Source organism: Novosphingobium sp. FW305-C-111, from assembly GCF_058783565.1.
This window is the reverse complement of record NZ_JBYSYP010000001.1, coordinates 213570-232534: the sequence shown is the minus strand read 5'-3', so window position 1 is coordinate 232534 and position 18965 is coordinate 213570. Positions and strand designations below refer to the sequence as shown.

Sequence of the window (18965 nt, the reverse complement as noted above, 5' to 3'; positions counted from 1 at the left end):
GCTTCGGAGACTAGGAATCGCGCCCTGTTTCCGGCGCGGACCCTCGCGCCCATCGGGAGAGAATCCATGCGTGATGCCGTCATCGTCAGCACCGCCCGCACGCCGATCGGGCGTGCCTATCGCGGCGCGTTCAACGCCACCGCCGGGGCGACGCTCGGCTCGTTCTCGGTCGCCGAGGCGGTCCGCCGCGCCGGGATCGAAGGCGGCGAGGTCGACGACCTGATCTGGGGCTCGGCGCTCCAGCAGGGCACGCAGTCGACCAACCTCGGCCGCCAGGTGGCGCTGCGCGCCGGGCTGCCGATCGAGGTCTCGGGTATAACCATCGATCGCCAGTGCTCGTCGGGCCTGATGACCATCGCCACCGCCGCCAAGCAGGTGATCGTCGACCGCATGGACGTGGTCGTCGCGGGCGGACAGGAATCGATCAGCCTGGTGCAGACGCCGGAGATGCGGGTCGCGCCGGACCGCGATCTGATGGCGATGCACCCGGACATCTACATGCCGATGCTGCAGACCGCCGAGGTCGTCGCCGCCCGCTATGGCATCAGCCGCGACGCCTGCGACGAATACGCGCTCCAGTCGCAGCAGCGTACCGCCGCCGCGCAGGCCGCGGGCAAGTTCGACGACGAGATCGTGCCGTGCACCGTCACCATGAACGTGACCGACAAGGCCACCGGCGAAACCTCGCAGAAGGAAATCACGCTCGCCAAGGACGAAGGCAACCGCGCCGATACCACGCTCGAAGGGCTGCGCTCGCTGAAGACCGTGCTGCCCGACGGCACCGTTACCGCCGGCAACGCCAGCCAGCTCTCGGACGGCTCCTCGGCCGCGGTGGTCATGGAAGCGAGCGTCGCCGAGAAGAAGGGCCTCGCCCCGCTCGGCCGCTACGTCGGCATGGCCGTGGCGGGCACCAAGCCCGACGAGATGGGCATCGGCCCGGTCTTCGCGGTGCCGAAGCTGCTCGAGCGCTTCGGGCTCTCGGTCGGCGACATCGGTCTGTGGGAGCTGAACGAGGCGTTCGCGGTGCAGGTGCTCTACTGCCGCGACCAGCTCGGGATCCCGAACGACCTGCTCAACGTCAACGGCGGCTCGATCTCGATCGGCCATCCCTATGGCATGACCGGGGCGCGCTGCGTCGGCCATGCGCTGATCGAAGGCAAGCGCCGCGGTGCCAAACACGTTGTCGTGACGATGTGCGTCGGCGGCGGCATGGGCGCGGCGGGGCTGTTCGAGGTGCTGTGAGGCCATCCAGCACGGTAAAGTGAAAAGGCGGCGCTCCCCACGGAGCGTCGCCTTTTTCGCAAGTGGCGCACCCGACAGGGTTGGCTGCGCCCTGCGGGCGCAGCCGCCTCCGCTGGCGCTCCGGCCCCGAACTTCAAATCCTGAAGAGAGCCCGCCAGCATCTCCCGCCCCTGCGGGGCAGAAGCAGCTGGCGCACCCGACAGGATTCGAACCTGTGGCCTCTGCCTTCGGAGTGCAGGGTTAGGCTCCAAGTGCGGACAGAGCCGGACACGTAAACCCGCTGAAACCCTAGGCCTTCAGTCCACACTTGTCTCGATCCATCCCCTAATGTATTCCATACGCATTCCATACGGAACGGAAAGAGGCGGCTGGCATGGCGATGGACCTGAGCAAAGTGGGAGAGCGGGACCGGCTCAAGGCACAGCGCGAACCGCACTGGCAGAGGCTTCGCGCCGGGTGTTTCCTTGGCTTCCGCCCCTCCAAGCGCGGCGGCAAGGGAACGTGGATCGCCCGCGCCTATGACGAGGACGCCGGGAAATATCGCGTGAAGTCTCTTGGCGACTTCGGAACGCTGCCGGGCAATGAAATGTTCGCTGCAGCCAGGAAGGAAGCCGAGAAACTGGCCGAGATGGTGGAGGGGGGCGGACAGGTCCGCGCCAAGATCGAAACCGTTGCCGATGCCTGCAAGGAATACGCAAAGACACGCACCGAGGCCGGGCACCGCTTCCGCCGCTATATCTATGACGATCCTATTGCCAAGGTGAAGCTCGACAAGCTGCGCCGTCGCCACGTCAAGGAATGGCGCGACCGGCTGGAGGCGCAACCGGCGCTGGTGAGCCGTCGCAAGAAAGGCGAGCCGATCCACCGGAAGCGCGCTGCTTCCACAGTCAACCGCGACATGGCGGTTTTCCGGGCGGCGCTGGCCAAGGTGCTATCGCCCGGCGCGCCGAACAGCGAGGCAGCATGGCAGGAAGCCTTGAAGGCCGCCCCGAATGCCAACGGACGGCGCACCCTCTACCTTGATCGCAGTCAGCGCCGGAAGCTGCTCGAAAAGACGGACGCGGAAGCCGCACCGTTCGTTCGGGCGCTTTGCCTGTTGCCGTTGCGCCCCGGCGCACTGGCGGCGCTCACCGCTGGCGACTTCGACAAGCGCACGGCGGAATTGACCATCGGCAAGGACAAGACGGGCAAGCCCAGGCGAATCCAGTTGCCGCAAGAAGCGGCGAAGCTGCTTGCGGCTCAGGCGAACAACAAGCTGCCGGGCGCGGCGTTGTTCATGCGCGCCAACGGCAAGGCATGGAACAAGAATAGCTGGAAACTGCCCATTGCCGCTGCCGTCGCCGCTGCCGGGCTGCCCGGCGATGCAACGGCATACACCTTGCGGCACAGCACGATTACCGACCTTGTGAGCGCGGGGCTGCCGCTGCTCACCATCGCGCAAATCTCAGGCACCAGCGCCGAAATGATCGAGCGCCATTATGGGCACCTTGCCAGCGATGCAGCCGTGAAGGCGCTGGGGGAACTGGCTTTATAGATCGGTGGGGCGCAAGCGGCCTTAAGCCAGGTAGCCGGCAACGCTTCCCAGTAACCCAAAGCCTGCACACAGCAAAAAAAGCACGCCGCACCCAGTCGCGTTCTTTGCAGCTTTCGCGGCGCGCATCGCTGCCGCATGGGCGGATGCTGCATCACTGGGTCCATTGAAGCGCGCCATAATTCCTCCGTTGCAATCCTGTTCTCAGCCGCGTGCGATAGTGGTGAAATATGCAGCTCAGCAATGTCGCGACAATAGCGTATGGTGGCTCGGGGATAGGCAGGCCAGCCGACAAGCGCGCATCCCACGCGCTTCCCCGCCCCAATGGGAACCGCTCGGGAGGCGGCATGTCGTCATATGTTTGGGCAACGCCGCGCAAGGCGTTTGAATACTATCTGGACGCAGCCGAGCGCACGCCCGCCGATCTCTGGCGAGCAGTGCATGACGGACATATCCGCGTGTCCATCATGGATGTGGAGTTTTCCGGCGATCAGGTTCGGGCATTGCTTAAGCTGATTCACTGGAACGTCCCGGAAAGCGAACAAGTGTTCGAACTGCCGATCTGGATGGCCGTGCACATGGATGATGTGGAAAGGACGCTTTGCGGCGCTTCGTTGCCAGAGAAACGGCGCGGGCGGCCTAACAAGACACGCGATCAGTCAAACCGGGATTACCGGCTCGCGGTCGAAGTCTCAAAGCTATTGGGCACTGCAAAGGCAACTTCCGTAGCGGATGCGGCGCGCGTGCTAATCGACGCCGGACAAGTGGATGGCGCCAGCTATGACGCGAAGCTGAAAAAGGTTCAGCGAGCCTATGCCGAATATTTCCGGCACGATTAAAAGTCCTTTCTTGTCCTTTGCCGGGGCGCTGAAAGGCTGACAACTGGTTGTCCCACAACGTCCGGGCAATCCCGCTCGGACCTTGCGGGTTACCCTCCCCATGCAGGCACCTATTGCAGTCACCATCCCGGACGCCGTGAAGGCAACCGGCATGTCGCGCTCCGCGCTCTATGAGGCGCTGAAACGCGGCGATCTTTCCGCGCGGAAGGCAGGGCGGCGCACGCTTCTCATGATGGCCGATCTCGAATCGTATCTGGCCGGCCTCCCGACTTTTCAGGCGGAAGCATGAGCGATGGCGGCACATATGCAAAACCCCGGCGGGCAGGCCGGGGCTTCGCGCAATCAACTTGGCGGCTGGTTGCATCCCTCCTCTACCGCATCGGACTGGCGGGCGCAAATGCTTGCGGCCCGTTTCTGCCTGTCGCCTTGGATGGCGCGGGATATGGCGCGGCTCTGCTTTGGGGAGGGCTGCAATGACTGAGCGGCCCTTTCCCGATCACCGGGCAGCGGCGCTTGCCCTGCTCAACGGCTCTAGCCGCCTAAGCCGAAAGGCCGGGCAGTTCCTTGGCCAGCTTGCCGTCGATTCCACGCCCATGAGCGAAGCGCAGGCCGATTGGCTGGCGAAGCTACTGGCCCGCGCAGGCTTGCCGCCAATGGCAAAGGGAGGAGCGGCATGAGCACTTATCCAGATGCACCGGGGCACCGGAACGTGGAAACCTCGATTGCGGCTGCCGATGCCCTTGCGCCCAAGCTGGGGCGGCTCCAGCGCATGGCAGAGGGGGCTATTCGCAATGCTGGCGCGCATGGTCTGACTGCCGATGAACTGGCGGCACGGCTCGATATGGACCGCTGGTCTATCCAGCCGCGCACCAGCGAATTGAGACGCAAGGGGCTTATTCGTGACAGCGGGCAGCGCAGGCCGAATAGCACCGGAAAGCTGGCCATTGTCTGGATTGCCGCATGATCTCTGCCGCCATGGCGGCGCTTTGAAACTCCACCGGGATTGCGGTTTCGGTGGAGTTTCAATTGCGCCGCTCCAGCCGCAATCACCCACAAATCCGCCGATTGTCCGAACTGGCACGGCACCTGCAATTAATTACCTTACCTCTGGTGTGGCAGCCCTTTCCGCTGGAGGCACTGGCAGGGGCGGCGCGCGTAACCGTGCCGACCGGGAAAGCCATGCCCTGACAGCCGCTCAAATTGGCAAACTAAAGGCCGCTGAGCGTCATGCGGAAAAAATCGGGCTGCCGTTCACCCGCATGATCTCGATTCACTGGCAGGCCGCTGGAGTGCCATTGGCGGGCATGGCGAAAGCAACCTACCGCTATACCGACCTGCTGACAAAGGCGCTGGCCCGGCATGGCAGCGGCACGGCATGGCTCTGGACGCATGAGAATGTGCCCGGCAACGGCCATGACAAAGGCGGGCACTGTCACTTGCTTGCCCATGTGCCTTCCGATTTGGTGCCGGTTGTTACGGCGCTGCAACGGGGCTGGCTTCGCCGGATCACCGGGCAGCCTTACCGGGCGCGCGTGATCCACAGCAAACCGATTGGCGGGCGGCTGGGGCTGGAGGCGGGCAATCCCGATCTCCACGCCGTCAATCTAGAGGCGGCGCTTGCCTATGTCCTGAAAGGGGCAAGTCCTGAGGCAGCGTCACAATTCGGCCTGGAGCGGCTGGAGCCGGGCGGGCGCGTGATCGGCAAGCGTTGCGGAACCTCTCAAAACATCGGCGCAAAGGCACGCAAGGCAAAGGACTGACAATGGCCAAACGAAAGAACCCGGACGGCGGCATGAAGCCGAACAACGCCCTTACAATCGAGCAAACCACGGATGAAACTGGCGCTCAGGCGATGGCGCGGAAGCTGCTCCAGCCAATCTTGAAAAACGCGGCGGCTGCATCGGCATTCACCGGCAAGATGATGGGGAGCGACTTTGAATCGCCGGGTATCGGTGACTACGCCGATCACGTTCATACTGCGGCCCGCGATGCAGCGGCGGGCGATCTCGCTATGACCAGCAAGATTCTGGCTGCTCAGGCGATCACCCTCGACAGCATGTTTGCCGAACTGGCGCGGCGGGTGGCGAACAACATGGGCGAATATATCAACGCCGCCGAACGCTATGGGCGGCTGGCGCTCAAGGCTCAGAGCAATTGCCGCGCCACGCTGGAGGCGCTGGCCAAGCTGCACCAGCCGCGCGAGCAAACCGTGCGGCATGTGCATGTAAACGAGGGCGGGCAGGCCGTTATTGCCGATCAATTCTACCACCACGCTGGGGGGCACCGAAATGCAGAATCAGCCGAACAACCCCATGCAGCCGGAACCGGCGCGGCTGGCAGCGGCTCCGCGCTGCTTGGCCATGACGCGCAGGGGAACCGCTTGCCAATCCCCGGCGATCAAGGGGGCGAAGCGATGCCGGATGCACGGCGGCAAAGGCAGCGGCGCGCCTGAGGGCAACCGCAATGCTTGGAAGCACGGCGCGCGGTCAGCCGAGGCAACTGCGACGGCTCGATACGTGCGGGAGATTGCGCGGCTGGTTTAGGGGCTAGATCGCTAGAAGCGGAACGCCCTGTGATTAAGGGGTGCCAAAGGGCAACCCAACCGTTAGGGTATTGCCATGGGCGTAATGGAAGCCATTGACCGCGACCCGTTGCTTGCGGGCTTCTACAGCATCGGGGATGCGACCCGATTGCTGGGCGTGTCTCATGCGGCAAAGCTGCGCGGCTGGATCAACGGCTGGCCAAGCAGTAAGTCCGGGCCGATTGTGGACCGCGACTTCAAGAAGTCCCCCACGGTCAGCTTTCTGGACCTGATGGAACTGCGCTTCATTGAATATTTCCGGGGCCAGGGTGTCTCGATGCAGACACTTCGCAAGGCCGCCGAAATGGCGCGCAAGGAATGGAGTGTTCAGCATCCCTTTGCCCTGTCCGATGTGAAATATCTAACCGACCGTCGCCGCGTGATTGCTCAGGCTTCCGAAGCAGTAGGCGACCGGCCAACTTGGGAATTGGTGACAGGCCAATATCTGATCTGGGATGCAATCGAAGCTTCGATTGCCAAGGGTGTCGTCTTTGATCCTGCGACGCATTTGGCGTCGCGCTGGAAACCTCGCCCCGGTGACCATCCCGATATTGTTCTCGATCCGGCGCGGGCATTCGGCAAGCCGCTGGTGGACAGTGCAGGCATTCCAACCGATGCCTTGTTTCGGCAATGGAAAGCGGAAGACGGCAACTTTGAAAGGGTGGCGCGCTGGTTCAACGTGTCACGTGGGCAGGTTGAGGGTGCCGTGCGCTTTGAGCTTGAATTGGCAAGTTGAGGATCAGGGCGGACGAGCACGTCGCAGAGGCGATTATCAAGGCGGTCCGCGAGATTGCATTGCGGGACGGCTGGACACTGGATTCCGTCGTAAGCGCCAGACAGGCTGGGAAGTCAGACGTTCACTGGATCACCGAGTTTATGGCCGATGGCGGCGATGCGATTCTTTCAGCCGACCGCGACTTTTTGGAAAATCCCCCTCAGGTTGATGCAGTCTTCCGGACTGGCGCAAAGGTGATTCATCTGCCGGCGAAATGGGGGCAGGCGAAAGGCACCATGCAATCAGCGCACATTCTCATGTGGTGGGCCAGAATCGAAGAATGCATCCTCGCCATGAAGCCCCGGCAATGCTTCCGTCCGCCGTGGAACATCAATGAGACCGGGGAGCTACAGCCGGTCGCGATTGATTTTCAGTCGGCGCAAAGGAAGCTGAAAAAGGCGGCCAAGAAGGGCAAGGCCGGATAGGCACCCATGCCATGGGCTTGTGGTTCGGCTGGTTCACGTGTCACCCGGAAATGATTTTCCGCAACTCCGCAGAAAACCGGGGCATTTGGTCGAATCCAAGTCACAAGTCACTTTTGACCGAGAAGCTGCCACCTCTCGAAACCCTCACAATCCAGCCGTTTCCACCCGCAATTTGTCGCGTTCGGTGTATATCGAACTGCATCCGCACCAGCCGAGTGAATTGCCCGAATGAGCCGCGACGGTCTGCCTTCCATTCCGGGCAGGACCGAGCGCGCGGCGCATCTTGATGCAGCCCGATCCACGGGGGCATTTCACCCCCTGTTTTCCATACTCATTCCATACGAATGAAGTTGGACGACGCTAAGTGTTTGAAAACTTGGCGCACCCGACAGGATTCGAACCTGTGACCTCTGCCTTCGGAGGGCAGCGCTCTATCCAGCTGAGCTACGGGTGCGGGCCGGGCGGCACCTAGCAGCGCCGGCGCGCCTGCGCCAGTGGCTTTGTGGCCCGCGCGCAAGCGGCCTTAGCGAATTGGTAGGGGCGTTTGCGGTAATGCTGCGGCCCATGGCGACTCACCTGCAACCTCCGGGCGGGACCGGATCGACGACTGGCACTCCGCCGTCCCTGCCGGGCGCGGGGCGGGCCGAGTTCGGCCAGGCCGCATCGAGCGCGATGAGCATGACCTGGTCGGCGCTCCACGATGCCGCGGGCGTGGTCGGGCAACTGGCCGGCCTCGCCCCTGAACCGCGCAAGCCCGACGTGCGCAATTTCCCTGCGATGATGCGCGATACCGGCGGCTGGCGATTCGAACTGGCGCGGCAGGGGGTCGACGATCTTGCCGCGATCATGGAGCCGGGCCTCGCCGCGCTGCTCGCCGCGCATTCCCGCGGGGCGGCGGTGGAGGCGGCGGCGCTGGCGCTGTGGCAGGAATTCCATTCCGCGCGCGAGGCGCTGCTGGCGCTGGTCCCACCCCTCGGGATCAAACGGCGCGCCTAGAGCGGCGCGGCGCTGAAAACTTTTCCGGATCGCGGACAAAAAAAGGCCCGGACGTTGCCGCCCGGGCCTGGAAGTTTTGGGAGAGGATGCCTGAAAGGCAGGCTCTAAGTGGCCTTTCGCGACCTATTGTGCAAGTGCGAAAGAAACCGCAGCAGTTGCAGAATACGCAATTAACTTTTGCGGCATGTCGAGTCTGGCCCGCTTGCGGCGTTTCCGGTTTGTTCGTAGTGTCGCGGCATGGCCTCGCTGCTTTCCCCCGATTCCCCGGTGCTGCCCGCCGATCCGCAAGAACGGCAGGCGCTCGCCGTCGCGCGTGGAATCTGCCGCCTGTTCGCGCGCAACGACGTGTGGTGCATTGCGGAGATGCCGCTGCGCTCGAACCGGCGAGCCGACCTCATGGGCATCGATTCGAAGGGGCGGGTGGTGATCGTCGAGATCAAGGTCAGCCGTGCCGACCTGCTCGGTGATTCGAAATGGACCGACTATCTCGATCACTGCGACCGGTTTTTCTGGGGCGTGCCGCCGCAGCTCGACCGCGCCCCGCTGGAAGGCGCGGCGTTCCTCCCCGAATCGTGCGGGGTGATCGTCGCCGACGGTTATGACGCGGAGATAGTCCGTCCCGCGCCGTCGCTCCCGCTCGCCGCGGCCCGGCGCAAGGCGGAGATCGAGCGACTCGCGCGGGCCTCGCTGCGCCGCCATCATGTCCACCTCGATCCGCACTGCGCGAGCTGGGGCGGGAATTGACCATGTTTGCCCGGCTGAAGCGCTGGGCGAAGGCGCTGAAACGCGACGTCGTTGCGCTGTGGCTGGCGGCGCGGAGCCCCGATACGCCGCTGGCCGCGCGGATCGTGGCGATGGCGGTGGCCGCCTATGCGCTGAGCCCGATCGACCTGATCCCCGATTTCGTTCCGGTGCTGGGCTATCTTGACGACGTGATCCTCGTGCCGCTGGGCATTGCGCTCGCGCTGCGGCTGGTCCCGCCGCCGCTGATGGCGCGGTTCCGGGCCGAGGCCGCAAGCATCGCCGCCCGGCCGAGAAGCACGGCGGCGATGGTGGCGATCTTGGCGGTCTGGATCGGGGCGGCGGTCTTGGCGTGGTGGCTGCTGCGGTGATCTGACCGCGTCGTCCCGGGCTCGATCCGGGACCGGTGCCAAGTGCTTGCAAGCACTGCTCGGCGTCAGACGTCAGCGGTCCCGGGTCAAGCCCGGGACGACGTCGAAGTCTAACGCCCCCTCGCTGCAGCCACGATCGCATGCTGCCGCGCCGCGCTGGCAGTCGGCCACTCGGCGATTTCCGTAAGCGTCCGCCGGCAGCCCCGGCAGAGGTCCCTTGCCGGGTCGACGGTGCATATGCGGATGCAGGGGCTGGCCGGTCGCTCCATGGCACGGGCCAAGCACGCCGCGCCGGACCATGCAACCGCTCCCGCAATTTTCTTGCTTTCCAGCGCAACCGCGCTTATGTGCGCCGCAGCGAAACCGGCGGGAGTTCCTTCCGCAACCCGGTGCCAGCGTGAGATCCGCCGCAAGACATGGCGCGATCCGCCCCGGATTTACGGTCCTTCGCAGCCCAAGCTTCCCCTTCACGCACGGGTCGCCTGACAGACCCCGGCCGCGCGCGGCCTAACCTCGCGTGCCGCCCATCGTATTGGAATACTGATGTCCTATTTCTCCGACCTTGGCCTTGCCGAGCCCATTCTCCGCGCGCTCGAAACCAAGGGCTACAGCGACCCCACCCCGATCCAGCGCCAGTCGATCCCGGCGCTGCTCGAGGGCCGCGACCTCCTGGGCATCGCCCAGACCGGGACCGGCAAGACCGCGGCGTTCGCGCTGCCTTCGCTCCACCGCCTCGCCGCCGATCCCCAGCCCAAGAAGCCGGCCTCGTGCCGGATGCTGGTGCTCTCGCCGACCCGCGAGTTGGCGGCCCAGATCGCCGAGAACATGCGCGGCTATGCCAGGTACCTGAACCTGACGGTGGACTGCATCTTCGGCGGCGTCCCCGTCGGCAAGCAGGCGCGCCGGCTGGTGCCGGGCACCGATATCCTCGTCGCCACCCCCGGCCGCCTGCTCGACCTCATTGACCAGCGCGCGCTGACCCTGAGCCGGGTCGAGATCTTCGTGCTCGACGAAGCCGACCAGATGATGGACCTCGGCTTCATCCATTCGCTGAAGCGCGTCGCCAACCTGCTCCCGGCCAAGCGCCAGAGCCTGTTCTTCTCGGCGACCATGCCCAAGGCGATCGCCGACCTCGGCAAGCAGTTCATCCACGATCCGGTCCGGGTCGAGGTGACCCCGCAGGCGAGCACCGCCGAGCGGGTCGAACAGTACGTCACCTTCATCAACCAGGCCGAAAAGCAGGCGCTGCTCTCGCTGTCCCTGCGCGAGCTGATCCGCTCGAAGCAACTCGACCGCGCGCTGGTCTTCACCCGGACCAAGCACGGCGCTGACCGGGTGGTGCGCCACCTTTCGAGCGCCGGGGTCGACGCCCGCGCGATCCACGGCAACAAGACCCAGGCCCAGCGCACCGCGGCGCTCGAGGCATTCCGCAACGGCTCGTGCCCGGTGCTGGTGGCGACCGACATCGCCGCGCGCGGGATCGACGTGACCGGGGTCAGCCACGTCTTCAACTTCGAGCTGCCCAACGTGCCCGAGCAGTACGTCCACCGCATCGGCCGCACCGCGCGCGCCGGGGCGGACGGGATCGCGATGAGCTTCTGCGCGCCCGATGAGAAGCCGTACCTCAAGGACATCGAGAAGCTGACCCGGGTCAAGCTCGACCCGCGCGGCCTGCCCGACAACTTCATGGCCGAGGCGGCGAAGCTGCCCTCGCCGAGCCGAAAGCCCGAGGAAGCTGCCCGCGATGCCCGCCGCGACGAGCGCGATGCACGCGGTCGCGGCGGTCCGGGGGCGCGTGGCCCGCGCGACAACCGCTCTGCCGGCGGCCGCGCGCAGGGACGCGACGGTCGTCCCCGCGACGCCAACCCGGCGCGTCCCGAGCACACCCGCGACGAGCGCGGTCCGGTCCGCAACCCGGTCCATGGCGAGCGTGCGCAGGGCGAGCGGACTGAAGGACAGGGCGGCGAGGGCGGCAACCGCAAGCGCCACTTCCGCCCCAAGGGCGCCCCGGGCGTCGGCCAGCACCGCAACAAGGTGCGCCGGGCCTCGTAACCGCCCCTGCAAGGGGAGGGGGACCACCGAAGGTGGTGGAGGGGCAGGCGCTGTGAACACGCGTTCGCGGCGAGGCCCCGTTCACCGCGCGTGCCCTTCCACCATGCTGCGCATGGTTCCCCTCCCCGCTTGCGGGGAGGAGCGGCGCCGCGCATAAGCCCGCCATGGACAGCCTCTGGCTCTCGGCGCTGGCGATGACCCTGATCGTGGGCGTGCGCTACCTCGTGACCAGCGGGGCGTTCGCGTGGGCGACCAGCCGCGTGCGTCCCGGCCTTTATGCCGGGCTCGATCCGCAGATCCGCCGCGAGATCGCCTGGAGCCTCGCGTCCGCGGCGATTTACGGGGTTCCCGCCGGGATCGTCGCCTGGGGCTGGCAGCAGCGCGGGTGGACGCTGATCTATACCGAGGTCGGCCGCTATCCGCTGTGGTGGCTGCCGGTTTCGCTGTTCGTGTACCTCTTCCTCCACGATACCTGGTTCTACTGGACCCACCGCTGGATGCACCGGCCGCGGCTGTTCCGGGTGGCGCACGCCGTCCACCACGCCAGCCGCCCGCCGACCGCGTGGGCGGCGATGAGCTTCCATCCATGGGAGGCGCTGACCGGCGCGTTCGTGATTCCCGCGCTGGTCTTCGTCATCCCGGTCCACGTGGCGGTGCTCGGCACCGTATTGACAGTGATGACAGTAATGGGCGTAACCAACCACATGGGGTGGGAGCTGTTTCCAAGGGCCCTTGTTCATTCGCGGTTGGGCGGCTGGCTGATAACCGCCAGCCACCACCAGCGGCATCACGAGGAATACCGATGCAACTACGGTCTCTATTTCCGGTTCTGGGACCGGCTATGCGGAACCGACCGCGGGCTCTCGCCGGCCTGGCTCTCGCCGCGGTCCTGACCGCCGGGACGATCGTGCCCGAGGCGCTGGCCGCGAACACCGGCAGCGTCAGCATCACGGTCAGCGGGCTGCGCAACGCGAAGGGTTACCTGCGCGCCTGCATCACCGCGAACGCGCGCGCCTTTCCCAACTGCGACCGCGATCCCAATGCGCAGAAGGTCTCGATCGATGCGCGCAACGGCGCCGTGCTCAACTTCACCGGGCTGGCCGCCGGACGCTATGCGATTTCCGTGCTCCATGACGAGAACGGCGACGGCAAGATGAACAAGACGCTGATGCTGCCGAAGGAAGGCTTCGGCTTTTCCCGCGACGCCCCGGTGCGGATGGGACCGCCCTCGTTCGGCGCGGCGGCGTTCGACGTGGGCACCGGCCGCGTCAACTCGACGATCCGCATCCGCTACATGTAACCCGCGCCGGAGGGTTGCGGCGGCCCAAACCGGAGCCTAGGCGGGGGGAGTGAGTTCCCCGCCGCCCATTGCCGAGGCACCGGTCCGCCTTTCCGCGCTGGCTCCGTTCCGCTACCCGGCGTTCCGGGCGATCTGGATCGCCAACCTCTTTTCCAATCTCGGCTCGCTGATCCAGTCGGTCGGCGCGGCGTGGCTGATGACCGAGCTGACCCGCTCGCACCAGCTGATCGCGCTGGTCCAGGCCTCGACCACGCTGCCAATCATGCTGCTCGGCCTGTTTGCCGGGGCGATCGCCGACAACTTCGACCGCCGCCGGGTGATGCTCGCCGCGCAGACGGGGATGCTGGTCGTCTCCGCCCTGCTCGCGGTGCTCAGCTACGAGAATGTGCTTGGCCCGCTCTCGCTGCTGGCGCTGACCTTTGCAGTCGGGGCCGGTACCGCGCTCAATGGCCCGGCGTGGCAGGCCTCGGTGCGGACGCAGGTCGCCCGCGAGGACCTGCCGCAGGCGATCACGCTCAATTCGGTTTCGTTCAACCTTGCGCGCAGCCTTGGCCCGGCGCTGGGCGGCGTGCTGATTTCGCTGTGGAACGTGACCGCGGCGTTCGCACTCAATGCGGTCAGCTACATCGGGATGATCGTGGTGCTGTGGCGCTGGCGGCCCGAGGTCGGGGCATCTCCCGCACGCCAGCCGATGCTCGCCTCGATCCGGACCGGGCTCGACTACTGCGCCCGTTCCGCGCCCTTGCGCAAGGTACTGGGGCGGGGCCTGGTGCTCGGCTTCGGCATGGCCGGCTATCAGTCGCTGCTGCCGTCCGCGGCCCGCGACCTACTGCGCGGCGACGAGATCACATACGGCCTGATGCTCGGCGTGTTCGGCATCGGCTCGGTCCTCGCCGCATTCCGCGTCGGCGCGCTGCGCCAGCGCTTCGGCAGCGAGAACGTGGTCACCGCCGGGACCATCGCCTTCATCGCCGCGATCTCCGGCATGGCCGAGGCCCGCAGCCTCGCGCTCGCGCTGCCTAGCGCGATCCTCGGCGGGATCGGCTGGATCGCGGCGCTGACCAGCCTCAACGTCGCGATGCAGCTGCGCTCGCCCGAGGCGATCCTCGGGCGCTGCATGGCGATCTACCAGGCGATCACCTTCGGCGGGATGGCGCTCGGCGCCTATGCCTGGGGCGCGACCGCCGACTACACCAGCCTGCCGACCGCGATGCACCTCGCCTCCGGTTGGCTGGTCCTGACCCTGCTGCTGCGCTTCCTCGCGCCGATGCCGACGCGCGAGGAAGGGCGGATCGACACTGTGGAGACCCCCGCGAATGCCCGAGACTGACGCCCGCCCCTTGCGCTCCGTGCTCTACATGCCGGCCAGCAACCGCCGCGCGATCGAGAAGGCGCGCGGGCTCGATTGCGACGCGGTGGTTCTCGACCTCGAAGACGCGGTCGCGCCGGAGCTGAAGGAAGAGGCACGCGGGGCGATCCTCGCCGAAAGCGCTGCGGGCGGGTTCGGCCACCGCCGCCTGATCGCCCGGGTCAACGCGCTGGGGACGCCGTGGGGCGCAGACGACATCGTTGCACTGGCGGGCGCAAAGGTCGAGGCGATCCTCGCGCCCAAGGTTGATTCGCCGGACGACGTCGCCGCGCTGTCGGCGGCGATGGACGCGGCGGGCTACCCGGCGGACGTGGCGCTGTGGGTGATGATCGAAACCCCGCGGGCGGTCTTCGCGCTCGAACCGATCGCGGCCACGGCGGGGGCGACGCGGCTCGCCGGGTTCGTCCTCGGCCTCAATGATCTCGCCAAGGACAGCGGGATTGCGCAAGCACCGGGCCGCGCCGCGTTCCAGCCGGTGCTGACCATGGCGGTGCTCGCCGCCCGCGCCCACGGGCTCGTGATCCTCGACGGGGTGTGCAACGCGATCGACGATCCCGCGCGGGTCGAAGCCGAAGCGGTCCAGGCCCAAGGCGGCGGGTTCGACGGCAAGACCCTGATCCACCCCAGCCAGGTCGAGCCGGTCAACCGCGTCTTCGCGCCGACGGCGGAGCAGGTCGCGGAGGCCGAGGGGATCGTCGCCGCCTTCGCCGATCCGGCCAATGCCGGGAGGGGCGCGTTACGGGTCGCGGGCAAGATGGTCGAGCTGCTCCACTTGGCCCAGGCCCGCGCCCTGCTTGCCAGGGCGGAGGCGATCGCGGCCCGCTGAGCGGTGCCAGCGCAACTTAAGCCTTCCTTTACCATGTTGCGCCAGAAGGGCCCTCGTAACGCAGGGGGACGCAAGGACGCGCCATGGATACGTACCGGGGACTGGGTGGAGACCGCGAAGGCTACGACGCCGGGCGCGACGATTTCGATGACGGCGTGGTCGAAGCGCCGCCTTCGCCGGTCGGCCAGGACGAGCGCCGGATGCAGGTGCGCGCCTACAACTTCTGGGCGGGCCTGCTCGGCAATCGCAACTACCCCGCGGTCGACGACCTGCGCGGCGAAGTCCTCCCCGACTTTGCGCCGCATGCGGTGCTGCTCGATTTCTCCCACGGCATCGAGAATCCGCTGATCGCCTATCTCGGCGACAAGCTGGCGGACGAGTGCGGGGCGAACGGGCCGATCGAGCGGCTGAGCGACGTGCCCGGCCGCTCGCTGCTGTCGCGGATCACCGACCACTACATGCAGATCATCGCCAACCAGGCGCCGATCGGGTTCGAGGCGGAGTTCGTAAACCAGCGTGGCCGGACCATCCTCTACCGCGGGATCCTGCTGCCGTTCTCCTCGAACGACGATGCGATCGACTACATCTATGGCGTGATCAACTGGAAGGAACTCGCCGACCAGCACACCACCGACGAGCTGCTGCTCGGTCTCGACCAGGCTCTCGAGCCGCGGCCGGCGCCCCGTGCGCCGGAGCCGGTCGGGGCGAGCTGGGCCGATGGCCCGGTCTCGATCGGCGGGACAGCGCTGCCCGACAGCGAATATGCGATCCCCCAGCCGGTGTTCGGCAGCAGCGACGTCGAGGCCGCGGCAGACCAGCCCTTCGACATCGCCGAGGCGCACACGCTGGCCGACTGGCTGGCCAGCGCCCGCGAATTCGCCCGCGCCGCCCACGCCGCCGAGGACCGCAGCCGCAGCGCGCTTTACGCCGCCATCGGCCGGGCGTGGGACTTCGCCCTCGCCGCCGCCGACGCACGCCAGGAATTCGCCGACCTGCTCGCCGAGGCCGGCCTCAAGGCGCAGGAACGCGCGCCGATGACGCCGGTGGTCAAGCTCGTGTTCGGCGCGGACTACGACAAGACCCGCCTCACCGAATACGCCGCCGCGCTGAACCATGCGCAGCGGATGAAGCTGGCGCGCGGGACGCTCGGCCGCTACCTGACCGACGCACCGGGCGGGCTCAAGGGCGTGGTCCAGTCGGAGCGCAAGCTGCGCCGCGAGGAATCGGGCAAGACCAGCCGCCGCAAGGGGCCGGAAGCGCTCACCGCGAAACTTCGCACGATGCCGCAGCTGCCGTTCGCCGAAATTCCGCGCGAGGGTTCGGAGATCACCCTCCTCGTCGCCCGCCGCCTGCCCTCGGGCGAGGTCGCGCTGCTCGGCGAGGTCACCGGCGATCCCGCGCTAGTCGAACGCGCCGCGCGGCGACTGGTCGGCTGACGGGGCACTCGCACTCCCCTCGTCATTGCGAGGAACGCTGCGACGACCCAATCCAGCCGCCCCGCGCGGACCTTGGACCGAAGCGGCATTCGGCCTTGCAATGACGATTCAGATTTTCCCGCGTTTGGTCTAAGAGACCGGTCATGGTGGGAAAAGGACGACGGATGGGCTGGCTCGGCTGGACCCTGGCTGGCGTGGTTGCGCTCGCGATCGGGCTGTACGGGATCTATCGGTATGCCGTGTGGCGCAATCCACCGGCTGTGCTCGACTGGGCCGACATGCGCTTCCGCTCGGGCGACGAGGCGCGGCTGGTCGAGGCGACACGCTACGGCGCGGACCCGGCGCAGAAGGTGCGGGTCTATCTCCCTGCCAGGCCCGCACCCGGTCCACTGCCGGTGGTGGTCTTCGTTCACGGCGGCAGCTGGGCGAGCGGCGATCCCGACGACTACGGCTTCATCGCTCGCACCCTGGCCCCGCACGGCTATGCCGTGGTGCTGGCGGGCTACCGGCTTTACCCGCGCGCGGTTTTCCCCGGAATGGTCGAGGACACCGGCGCCGCGGTGCGCTGGGTGCGCGACCATGCGGCGGGCTTCGGCGGGGACCCGGCGCGGATCGTGCTGATGGGCCACTCGGCCGGCGCCTACAACATCGCGATGCTGGCGCTGGACCGCGAGTGGCAGGCGCGCGCCGGGCTGACCGACCACGACATCCGCGGCGTCGTCGGGCTGGCCGGACCCTATGACTTCGCGCCGTTCACCTCGCCCGCGACGATCGCCAGCTTCGGCCAGGCGAAGGATCCGGGGGCAACCCAGCCACTCAATTATGTGCGCCGCGATGCTCCGGCCTTGCTCCTGCTGACCGGCGACTCCGACACCACGGTCAAGCCGCGCAACTCGCTCGCCCTGGCCAAGGCGATGACCGCCGCGGGCGCGCCGACCAAGGCCCAGGTGTTCACCGGGATGGACCATTCGTCCATCCTGATGAACCTTGCCCAGCCCTTCGCGCGGCGCGATGCGCGGGTGCTCGACGCGGTGCTGCCGTTCCTGCGGAAGGTTACCGGCGGTGCGGCTTCAGCACAGGTTCAGCCCCCGGCGGCAAAGCCTGCCGCGTGACGCGCCGCCCTTATCGCCTTTTCGCCCGGCTCCTCGCGGTCATTGCCGCGCTGTCGCTGACCGTCCAGCAGGCCGCGGCCCAGTCGATCCTCCGCGACGCCGAAACCGAAGCCCTGCTGCGCGACATCTCCGCGCCGCTGATCAAGGCGGCGGGGCTCGAGCCGCGCAACGTCGACATCATCCTCGTCAACGATGGCTCGATCAACGCGTTCGTCGCCGGCGGGCAGGCGATCTACATCCATTCGGGGCTGATCGGCGCGGCGGATCACGTCGACGAGGTCCAGGGCGTTATCGCCCACGAGCTTGGCCATATCACCGGCGGCCACGTCACCCGCTTCAACGAGGGGCTGAAGCCTGCCACCGGCATCACCCTGCTTTCGCTTCTGCTCGGCGTCGCCGCGGCTGCGGCGGGGGCACCCGACGCGGCGATGGGGATCATCGGGGCGGGCCAGCAGGCGGCGCTCGGCAAGTTTCTCGCCTTCAGCCGGGCACAGGAATCGACCGCGGATGCGGCCGGCGCGCAGTTCCTTTCGAAGGCCGGTATGAGCGGGCGCGGCAGCCTCGAATTCTTCAAGAAGCTGCAGAACCTCGAGTTCCGCTATGGCTTCAAGCGCGACGCCGACAGCGAATTCTATTCCAGCCACCCGATGACGGCCGATCGCCTGACCACGCTGCAGGACACCTACGAGGCGGACCCTGCGTGGAACACCCCGCGCGATGCCGCGTTCGAGGCGCGCTTCCAGCGGGTCAAGGCCAAGCTCTATGGCTACCTCGCCGAGCCGGAAGACACCTTGCGCGCCTATCCCGAGTACATGACCGACGTGCCCGCGCGGTACGCCCGCGCCTATGCCTTCCACAAGGAAGCGCTGATGGACAAGGCGCTGGCCGAAACCGACGCGCTGCTCAAGTCCGATCCGGACAACCCGTACTTCCTCGAGCTTGAAGGACAGGTCCTGCTCGAATCGGGAAAGGTCGACGAGGCCATTGCGCCGCTGCGCAAGGCGACCGCGCTCAGCCGCAATGAACCGTTGATCGCGACGACCTTCGGCCACGCGCTGATCGCCAGCGAGGACAAGGCCAACTTTGCCGAGGCCGAGACCGTGCTCAAGACCGCGGTGGCGCGCGACAGGGACAACCCGTTCGCGTGGTACCAGCTCGGCGTGGTCTATGAAGCGCGCGGCGATCTTCCTCGCGCCCGCCTCGCCAGCGCCGAGCAGCAGCTGATGAGCTACCAGCTGCCCGAGGCGATGCGCAGCGCCGAAGCCGCCGAGCAGGGGTTGCCCAAGGGCTCGCCCGACTGGCTGCGCGCGCAGGATATCGCGATGTCGGCGCGTGCGGAGATTGAGCGCAGCGAGAAGAAGAAGTAGCG

General features: G+C 66.8%; 23 protein-coding genes and 1 tRNA gene. 22 read left to right on the top strand and 2 right to left on the bottom strand.

Features of this window, described 5'->3' with window-relative positions; all coding sequences use genetic code 11:
* Positions 1-66: 66 nt before the first annotated feature.
* The 11 genes from AC3WLD_RS01230 to AC3WLD_RS01180 all read left to right on the top strand — a co-directional run bounded on the left by AC3WLD_RS01230 (position 67) and on the right by AC3WLD_RS01180 (position 7393).
* Positions 67-1242, top strand: coding sequence for an acetyl-CoA C-acyltransferase (locus AC3WLD_RS01230; protein ID WP_492555081.1), 1176 nt, complete (start codon positions 67-69; stop codon positions 1240-1242).
* Positions 1243-1621: 379 nt separating this feature from the next.
* A complete protein-coding gene (locus tag AC3WLD_RS01225; protein WP_492555080.1) occupies positions 1622-2776 on the top strand; it encodes a tyrosine-type recombinase/integrase in 1155 nt (384 codons plus the stop codon).
* A gap of 344 nt (positions 2777-3120) precedes the next feature.
* A complete protein-coding gene (locus AC3WLD_RS01220; RefSeq protein WP_492555079.1) occupies positions 3121-3612 on the top strand; it encodes a hypothetical protein in 492 nt (163 codons plus the stop codon).
* A gap of 100 nt (positions 3613-3712) precedes the next feature.
* On the top strand, positions 3713-3901 hold the full coding sequence (locus AC3WLD_RS01215) for a helix-turn-helix domain-containing protein (protein WP_492555329.1): 189 nt from the start codon (positions 3713-3715) through the stop codon (positions 3899-3901).
* A gap of 184 nt (positions 3902-4085) precedes the next feature.
* The gene (locus AC3WLD_RS01210; protein ID WP_492555078.1) at positions 4086-4289 is read left to right on the top strand and encodes a hypothetical protein; all 204 of its coding nucleotides are present in this window, start codon (positions 4086-4088) and stop codon (positions 4287-4289) included.
* The gene (locus AC3WLD_RS01205; protein WP_492555077.1) at positions 4286-4576 is read left to right on the top strand and encodes a hypothetical protein; all 291 of its coding nucleotides are present in this window, start codon (positions 4286-4288) and stop codon (positions 4574-4576) included. Before AC3WLD_RS01210 ends, AC3WLD_RS01205 begins: the two co-directional genes overlap by 4 nt.
* Positions 4577-4724: 148 nt before the next feature.
* Positions 4725-5372, top strand: a complete 648-nt coding sequence (locus AC3WLD_RS01200) for a hypothetical protein (protein ID WP_492555076.1) — start codon at positions 4725-4727, stop codon at positions 5370-5372.
* A 2-nt stretch (positions 5373-5374) separates the two neighbouring features.
* The gene (locus tag AC3WLD_RS01195) at positions 5375-6064 is read left to right on the top strand and encodes a hypothetical protein (protein ID WP_492555075.1); all 690 of its coding nucleotides are present in this window, start codon (positions 5375-5377) and stop codon (positions 6062-6064) included.
* The gene (locus tag AC3WLD_RS01190; protein ID WP_492555328.1) at positions 6009-6155 is read left to right on the top strand and encodes a hypothetical protein; all 147 of its coding nucleotides are present in this window, start codon (positions 6009-6011) and stop codon (positions 6153-6155) included. Before AC3WLD_RS01195 ends, AC3WLD_RS01190 begins: the two co-directional genes overlap by 56 nt.
* Before the next feature lie 84 nt (positions 6156-6239).
* Entirely contained in the window at positions 6240-6929 is a 690-nt protein-coding gene (locus AC3WLD_RS01185; protein WP_492555074.1) for a MerR family transcriptional regulator, read from the top strand.
* The gene (locus AC3WLD_RS01180) at positions 6926-7393 is read left to right on the top strand and encodes a PIN-like domain-containing protein (RefSeq protein WP_492555073.1); all 468 of its coding nucleotides are present in this window, start codon (positions 6926-6928) and stop codon (positions 7391-7393) included. Before AC3WLD_RS01185 ends, AC3WLD_RS01180 begins: the two co-directional genes overlap by 4 nt.
* Positions 7394-7770: 377 nt before the next feature.
* Here AC3WLD_RS01180 and AC3WLD_RS01175 read toward each other — a convergent pair.
* A tRNA-Arg gene (locus AC3WLD_RS01175) sits at positions 7771-7847 on the bottom strand.
* Positions 7848-7957: 110 nt separating this feature from the next.
* Here AC3WLD_RS01175 and AC3WLD_RS01170 point away from each other — a divergent pair.
* From AC3WLD_RS01170 to AC3WLD_RS01160, 3 genes are all read left to right on the top strand, one after another.
* Entirely contained in the window at positions 7958-8389 is a 432-nt protein-coding gene (locus AC3WLD_RS01170; RefSeq protein ID WP_492555072.1) for a hypothetical protein, read from the top strand.
* A gap of 237 nt (positions 8390-8626) precedes the next feature.
* Complete coding sequence (locus AC3WLD_RS01165) at positions 8627-9133, top strand: MmcB family DNA repair protein (RefSeq protein ID WP_492555071.1); 507 nt, start codon at positions 8627-8629, stop codon at positions 9131-9133.
* Positions 9134-9135: 2 nt separating this feature from the next.
* On the top strand, positions 9136-9501 hold the full coding sequence (locus AC3WLD_RS01160) for a YkvA family protein (protein WP_492555327.1): 366 nt from the start codon (positions 9136-9138) through the stop codon (positions 9499-9501).
* A 110-nt stretch (positions 9502-9611) separates the two neighbouring features.
* Here the strand turns inward: AC3WLD_RS01160 and AC3WLD_RS01155 are convergent, their stop codons facing one another.
* A complete protein-coding gene (locus AC3WLD_RS01155; RefSeq protein ID WP_492555326.1) occupies positions 9612-9770 on the bottom strand; it encodes a DUF1289 domain-containing protein in 159 nt (52 codons plus the stop codon).
* Between the two features lie 274 nt (positions 9771-10044).
* On the opposite strand from AC3WLD_RS01155, the gene AC3WLD_RS01150 reads away from it, so the two are divergent.
* The 8 genes from AC3WLD_RS01150 to AC3WLD_RS01115 all read left to right on the top strand — a co-directional run bounded on the left by AC3WLD_RS01150 (position 10045) and on the right by AC3WLD_RS01115 (position 18963).
* Positions 10045-11553, top strand: a complete 1509-nt coding sequence (locus AC3WLD_RS01150; protein WP_492555070.1) for a DEAD/DEAH box helicase — start codon at positions 10045-10047, stop codon at positions 11551-11553.
* Between the two features lie 164 nt (positions 11554-11717).
* Positions 11718-12446 (top strand): sterol desaturase family protein, encoded by a 729-nt coding sequence (locus AC3WLD_RS01145; protein WP_492555069.1) that lies wholly within the window; start codon positions 11718-11720, stop codon positions 12444-12446.
* Positions 12395-12853, top strand: a complete 459-nt coding sequence (locus tag AC3WLD_RS01140) for a DUF2141 domain-containing protein (protein ID WP_492555068.1) — start codon at positions 12395-12397, stop codon at positions 12851-12853. The genes AC3WLD_RS01145 and AC3WLD_RS01140 overlap by 52 nt, the downstream gene beginning before the upstream one ends.
* A 49-nt stretch (positions 12854-12902) precedes the next feature.
* On the top strand, positions 12903-14183 hold the full coding sequence (locus AC3WLD_RS01135; protein ID WP_492555067.1) for an MFS transporter: 1281 nt from the start codon (positions 12903-12905) through the stop codon (positions 14181-14183).
* Positions 14170-15048, top strand: a complete 879-nt coding sequence (locus AC3WLD_RS01130) for an HpcH/HpaI aldolase/citrate lyase family protein (protein WP_492555066.1) — start codon at positions 14170-14172, stop codon at positions 15046-15048. Before AC3WLD_RS01135 ends, AC3WLD_RS01130 begins: the two co-directional genes overlap by 14 nt.
* A gap of 83 nt (positions 15049-15131) precedes the next feature.
* Positions 15132-16484 carry a PAS domain-containing protein gene (locus tag AC3WLD_RS01125; RefSeq protein ID WP_492555065.1) on the top strand — a complete coding sequence of 451 codons (1353 nt, stop codon included), beginning with the start codon at positions 15132-15134 and terminating at the stop codon, positions 16482-16484.
* Positions 16485-16648: 164 nt separating this feature from the next.
* The gene (locus AC3WLD_RS01120) at positions 16649-17596 is read left to right on the top strand and encodes an alpha/beta hydrolase (protein WP_492555064.1); all 948 of its coding nucleotides are present in this window, start codon (positions 16649-16651) and stop codon (positions 17594-17596) included.
* A complete protein-coding gene (locus AC3WLD_RS01115) occupies positions 17593-18963 on the top strand; it encodes a M48 family metalloprotease (protein WP_492555063.1) in 1371 nt (456 codons plus the stop codon). Before AC3WLD_RS01120 ends, AC3WLD_RS01115 begins: the two co-directional genes overlap by 4 nt.
* Positions 18964-18965 lie beyond the last annotated feature (2 nt).

Bases quoted from the DNA above. Each gene is read 5' to 3' on its own strand.
- AC3WLD_RS01195 (WP_492555075.1), top strand. From the start codon at position 5,375: ATGGCCAAACGAAAGAACCCGGACGGCGGCATGAAGCCGAACAACGCC.
- AC3WLD_RS01225 (WP_492555080.1), top strand. From the start codon at position 1,622: ATGGACCTGAGCAAAGTGGGAGAGCGGGACCGGCTCAAGGCACAGCGC.
- AC3WLD_RS01160 (WP_492555327.1), top strand. From the start codon at position 9,136: ATGTTTGCCCGGCTGAAGCGCTGGGCGAAGGCGCTGAAACGCGACGTC.
- AC3WLD_RS01130 (WP_492555066.1), top strand. From the start codon at position 14,170: ATGCCCGAGACTGACGCCCGCCCCTTGCGCTCCGTGCTCTACATGCCG.
- AC3WLD_RS01210 (WP_492555078.1), top strand. From the start codon at position 4,086: ATGACTGAGCGGCCCTTTCCCGATCACCGGGCAGCGGCGCTTGCCCTG.
- AC3WLD_RS01145 (WP_492555069.1), top strand. From the start codon at position 11,718: ATGGACAGCCTCTGGCTCTCGGCGCTGGCGATGACCCTGATCGTGGGC.
- AC3WLD_RS01185 (WP_492555074.1), top strand. From the start codon at position 6,240: ATGGAAGCCATTGACCGCGACCCGTTGCTTGCGGGCTTCTACAGCATC.
- AC3WLD_RS01205 (WP_492555077.1), top strand. From the start codon at position 4,286: ATGAGCACTTATCCAGATGCACCGGGGCACCGGAACGTGGAAACCTCG.
- AC3WLD_RS01150 (WP_492555070.1), top strand. From the start codon at position 10,045: ATGTCCTATTTCTCCGACCTTGGCCTTGCCGAGCCCATTCTCCGCGCG.
- AC3WLD_RS01230 (WP_492555081.1), top strand. From the start codon at position 67: ATGCGTGATGCCGTCATCGTCAGCACCGCCCGCACGCCGATCGGGCGT.
- AC3WLD_RS01165 (WP_492555071.1), top strand. From the start codon at position 8,627: ATGGCCTCGCTGCTTTCCCCCGATTCCCCGGTGCTGCCCGCCGATCCG.
- AC3WLD_RS01120 (WP_492555064.1), top strand. From the start codon at position 16,649: ATGGGCTGGCTCGGCTGGACCCTGGCTGGCGTGGTTGCGCTCGCGATC.
- AC3WLD_RS01220 (WP_492555079.1), top strand. From the start codon at position 3,121: ATGTCGTCATATGTTTGGGCAACGCCGCGCAAGGCGTTTGAATACTAT.
- AC3WLD_RS01155 (WP_492555326.1), bottom strand. From the start codon at position 9,770: ATGGAGCGACCGGCCAGCCCCTGCATCCGCATATGCACCGTCGACCCG.
- AC3WLD_RS01125 (WP_492555065.1), top strand. From the start codon at position 15,132: ATGGATACGTACCGGGGACTGGGTGGAGACCGCGAAGGCTACGACGCC.
- AC3WLD_RS01170 (WP_492555072.1), top strand. From the start codon at position 7,958: ATGGCGACTCACCTGCAACCTCCGGGCGGGACCGGATCGACGACTGGC.
- AC3WLD_RS01215 (WP_492555329.1), top strand. From the start codon at position 3,713: ATGCAGGCACCTATTGCAGTCACCATCCCGGACGCCGTGAAGGCAACC.
- AC3WLD_RS01140 (WP_492555068.1), top strand. From the start codon at position 12,395: ATGCGGAACCGACCGCGGGCTCTCGCCGGCCTGGCTCTCGCCGCGGTC.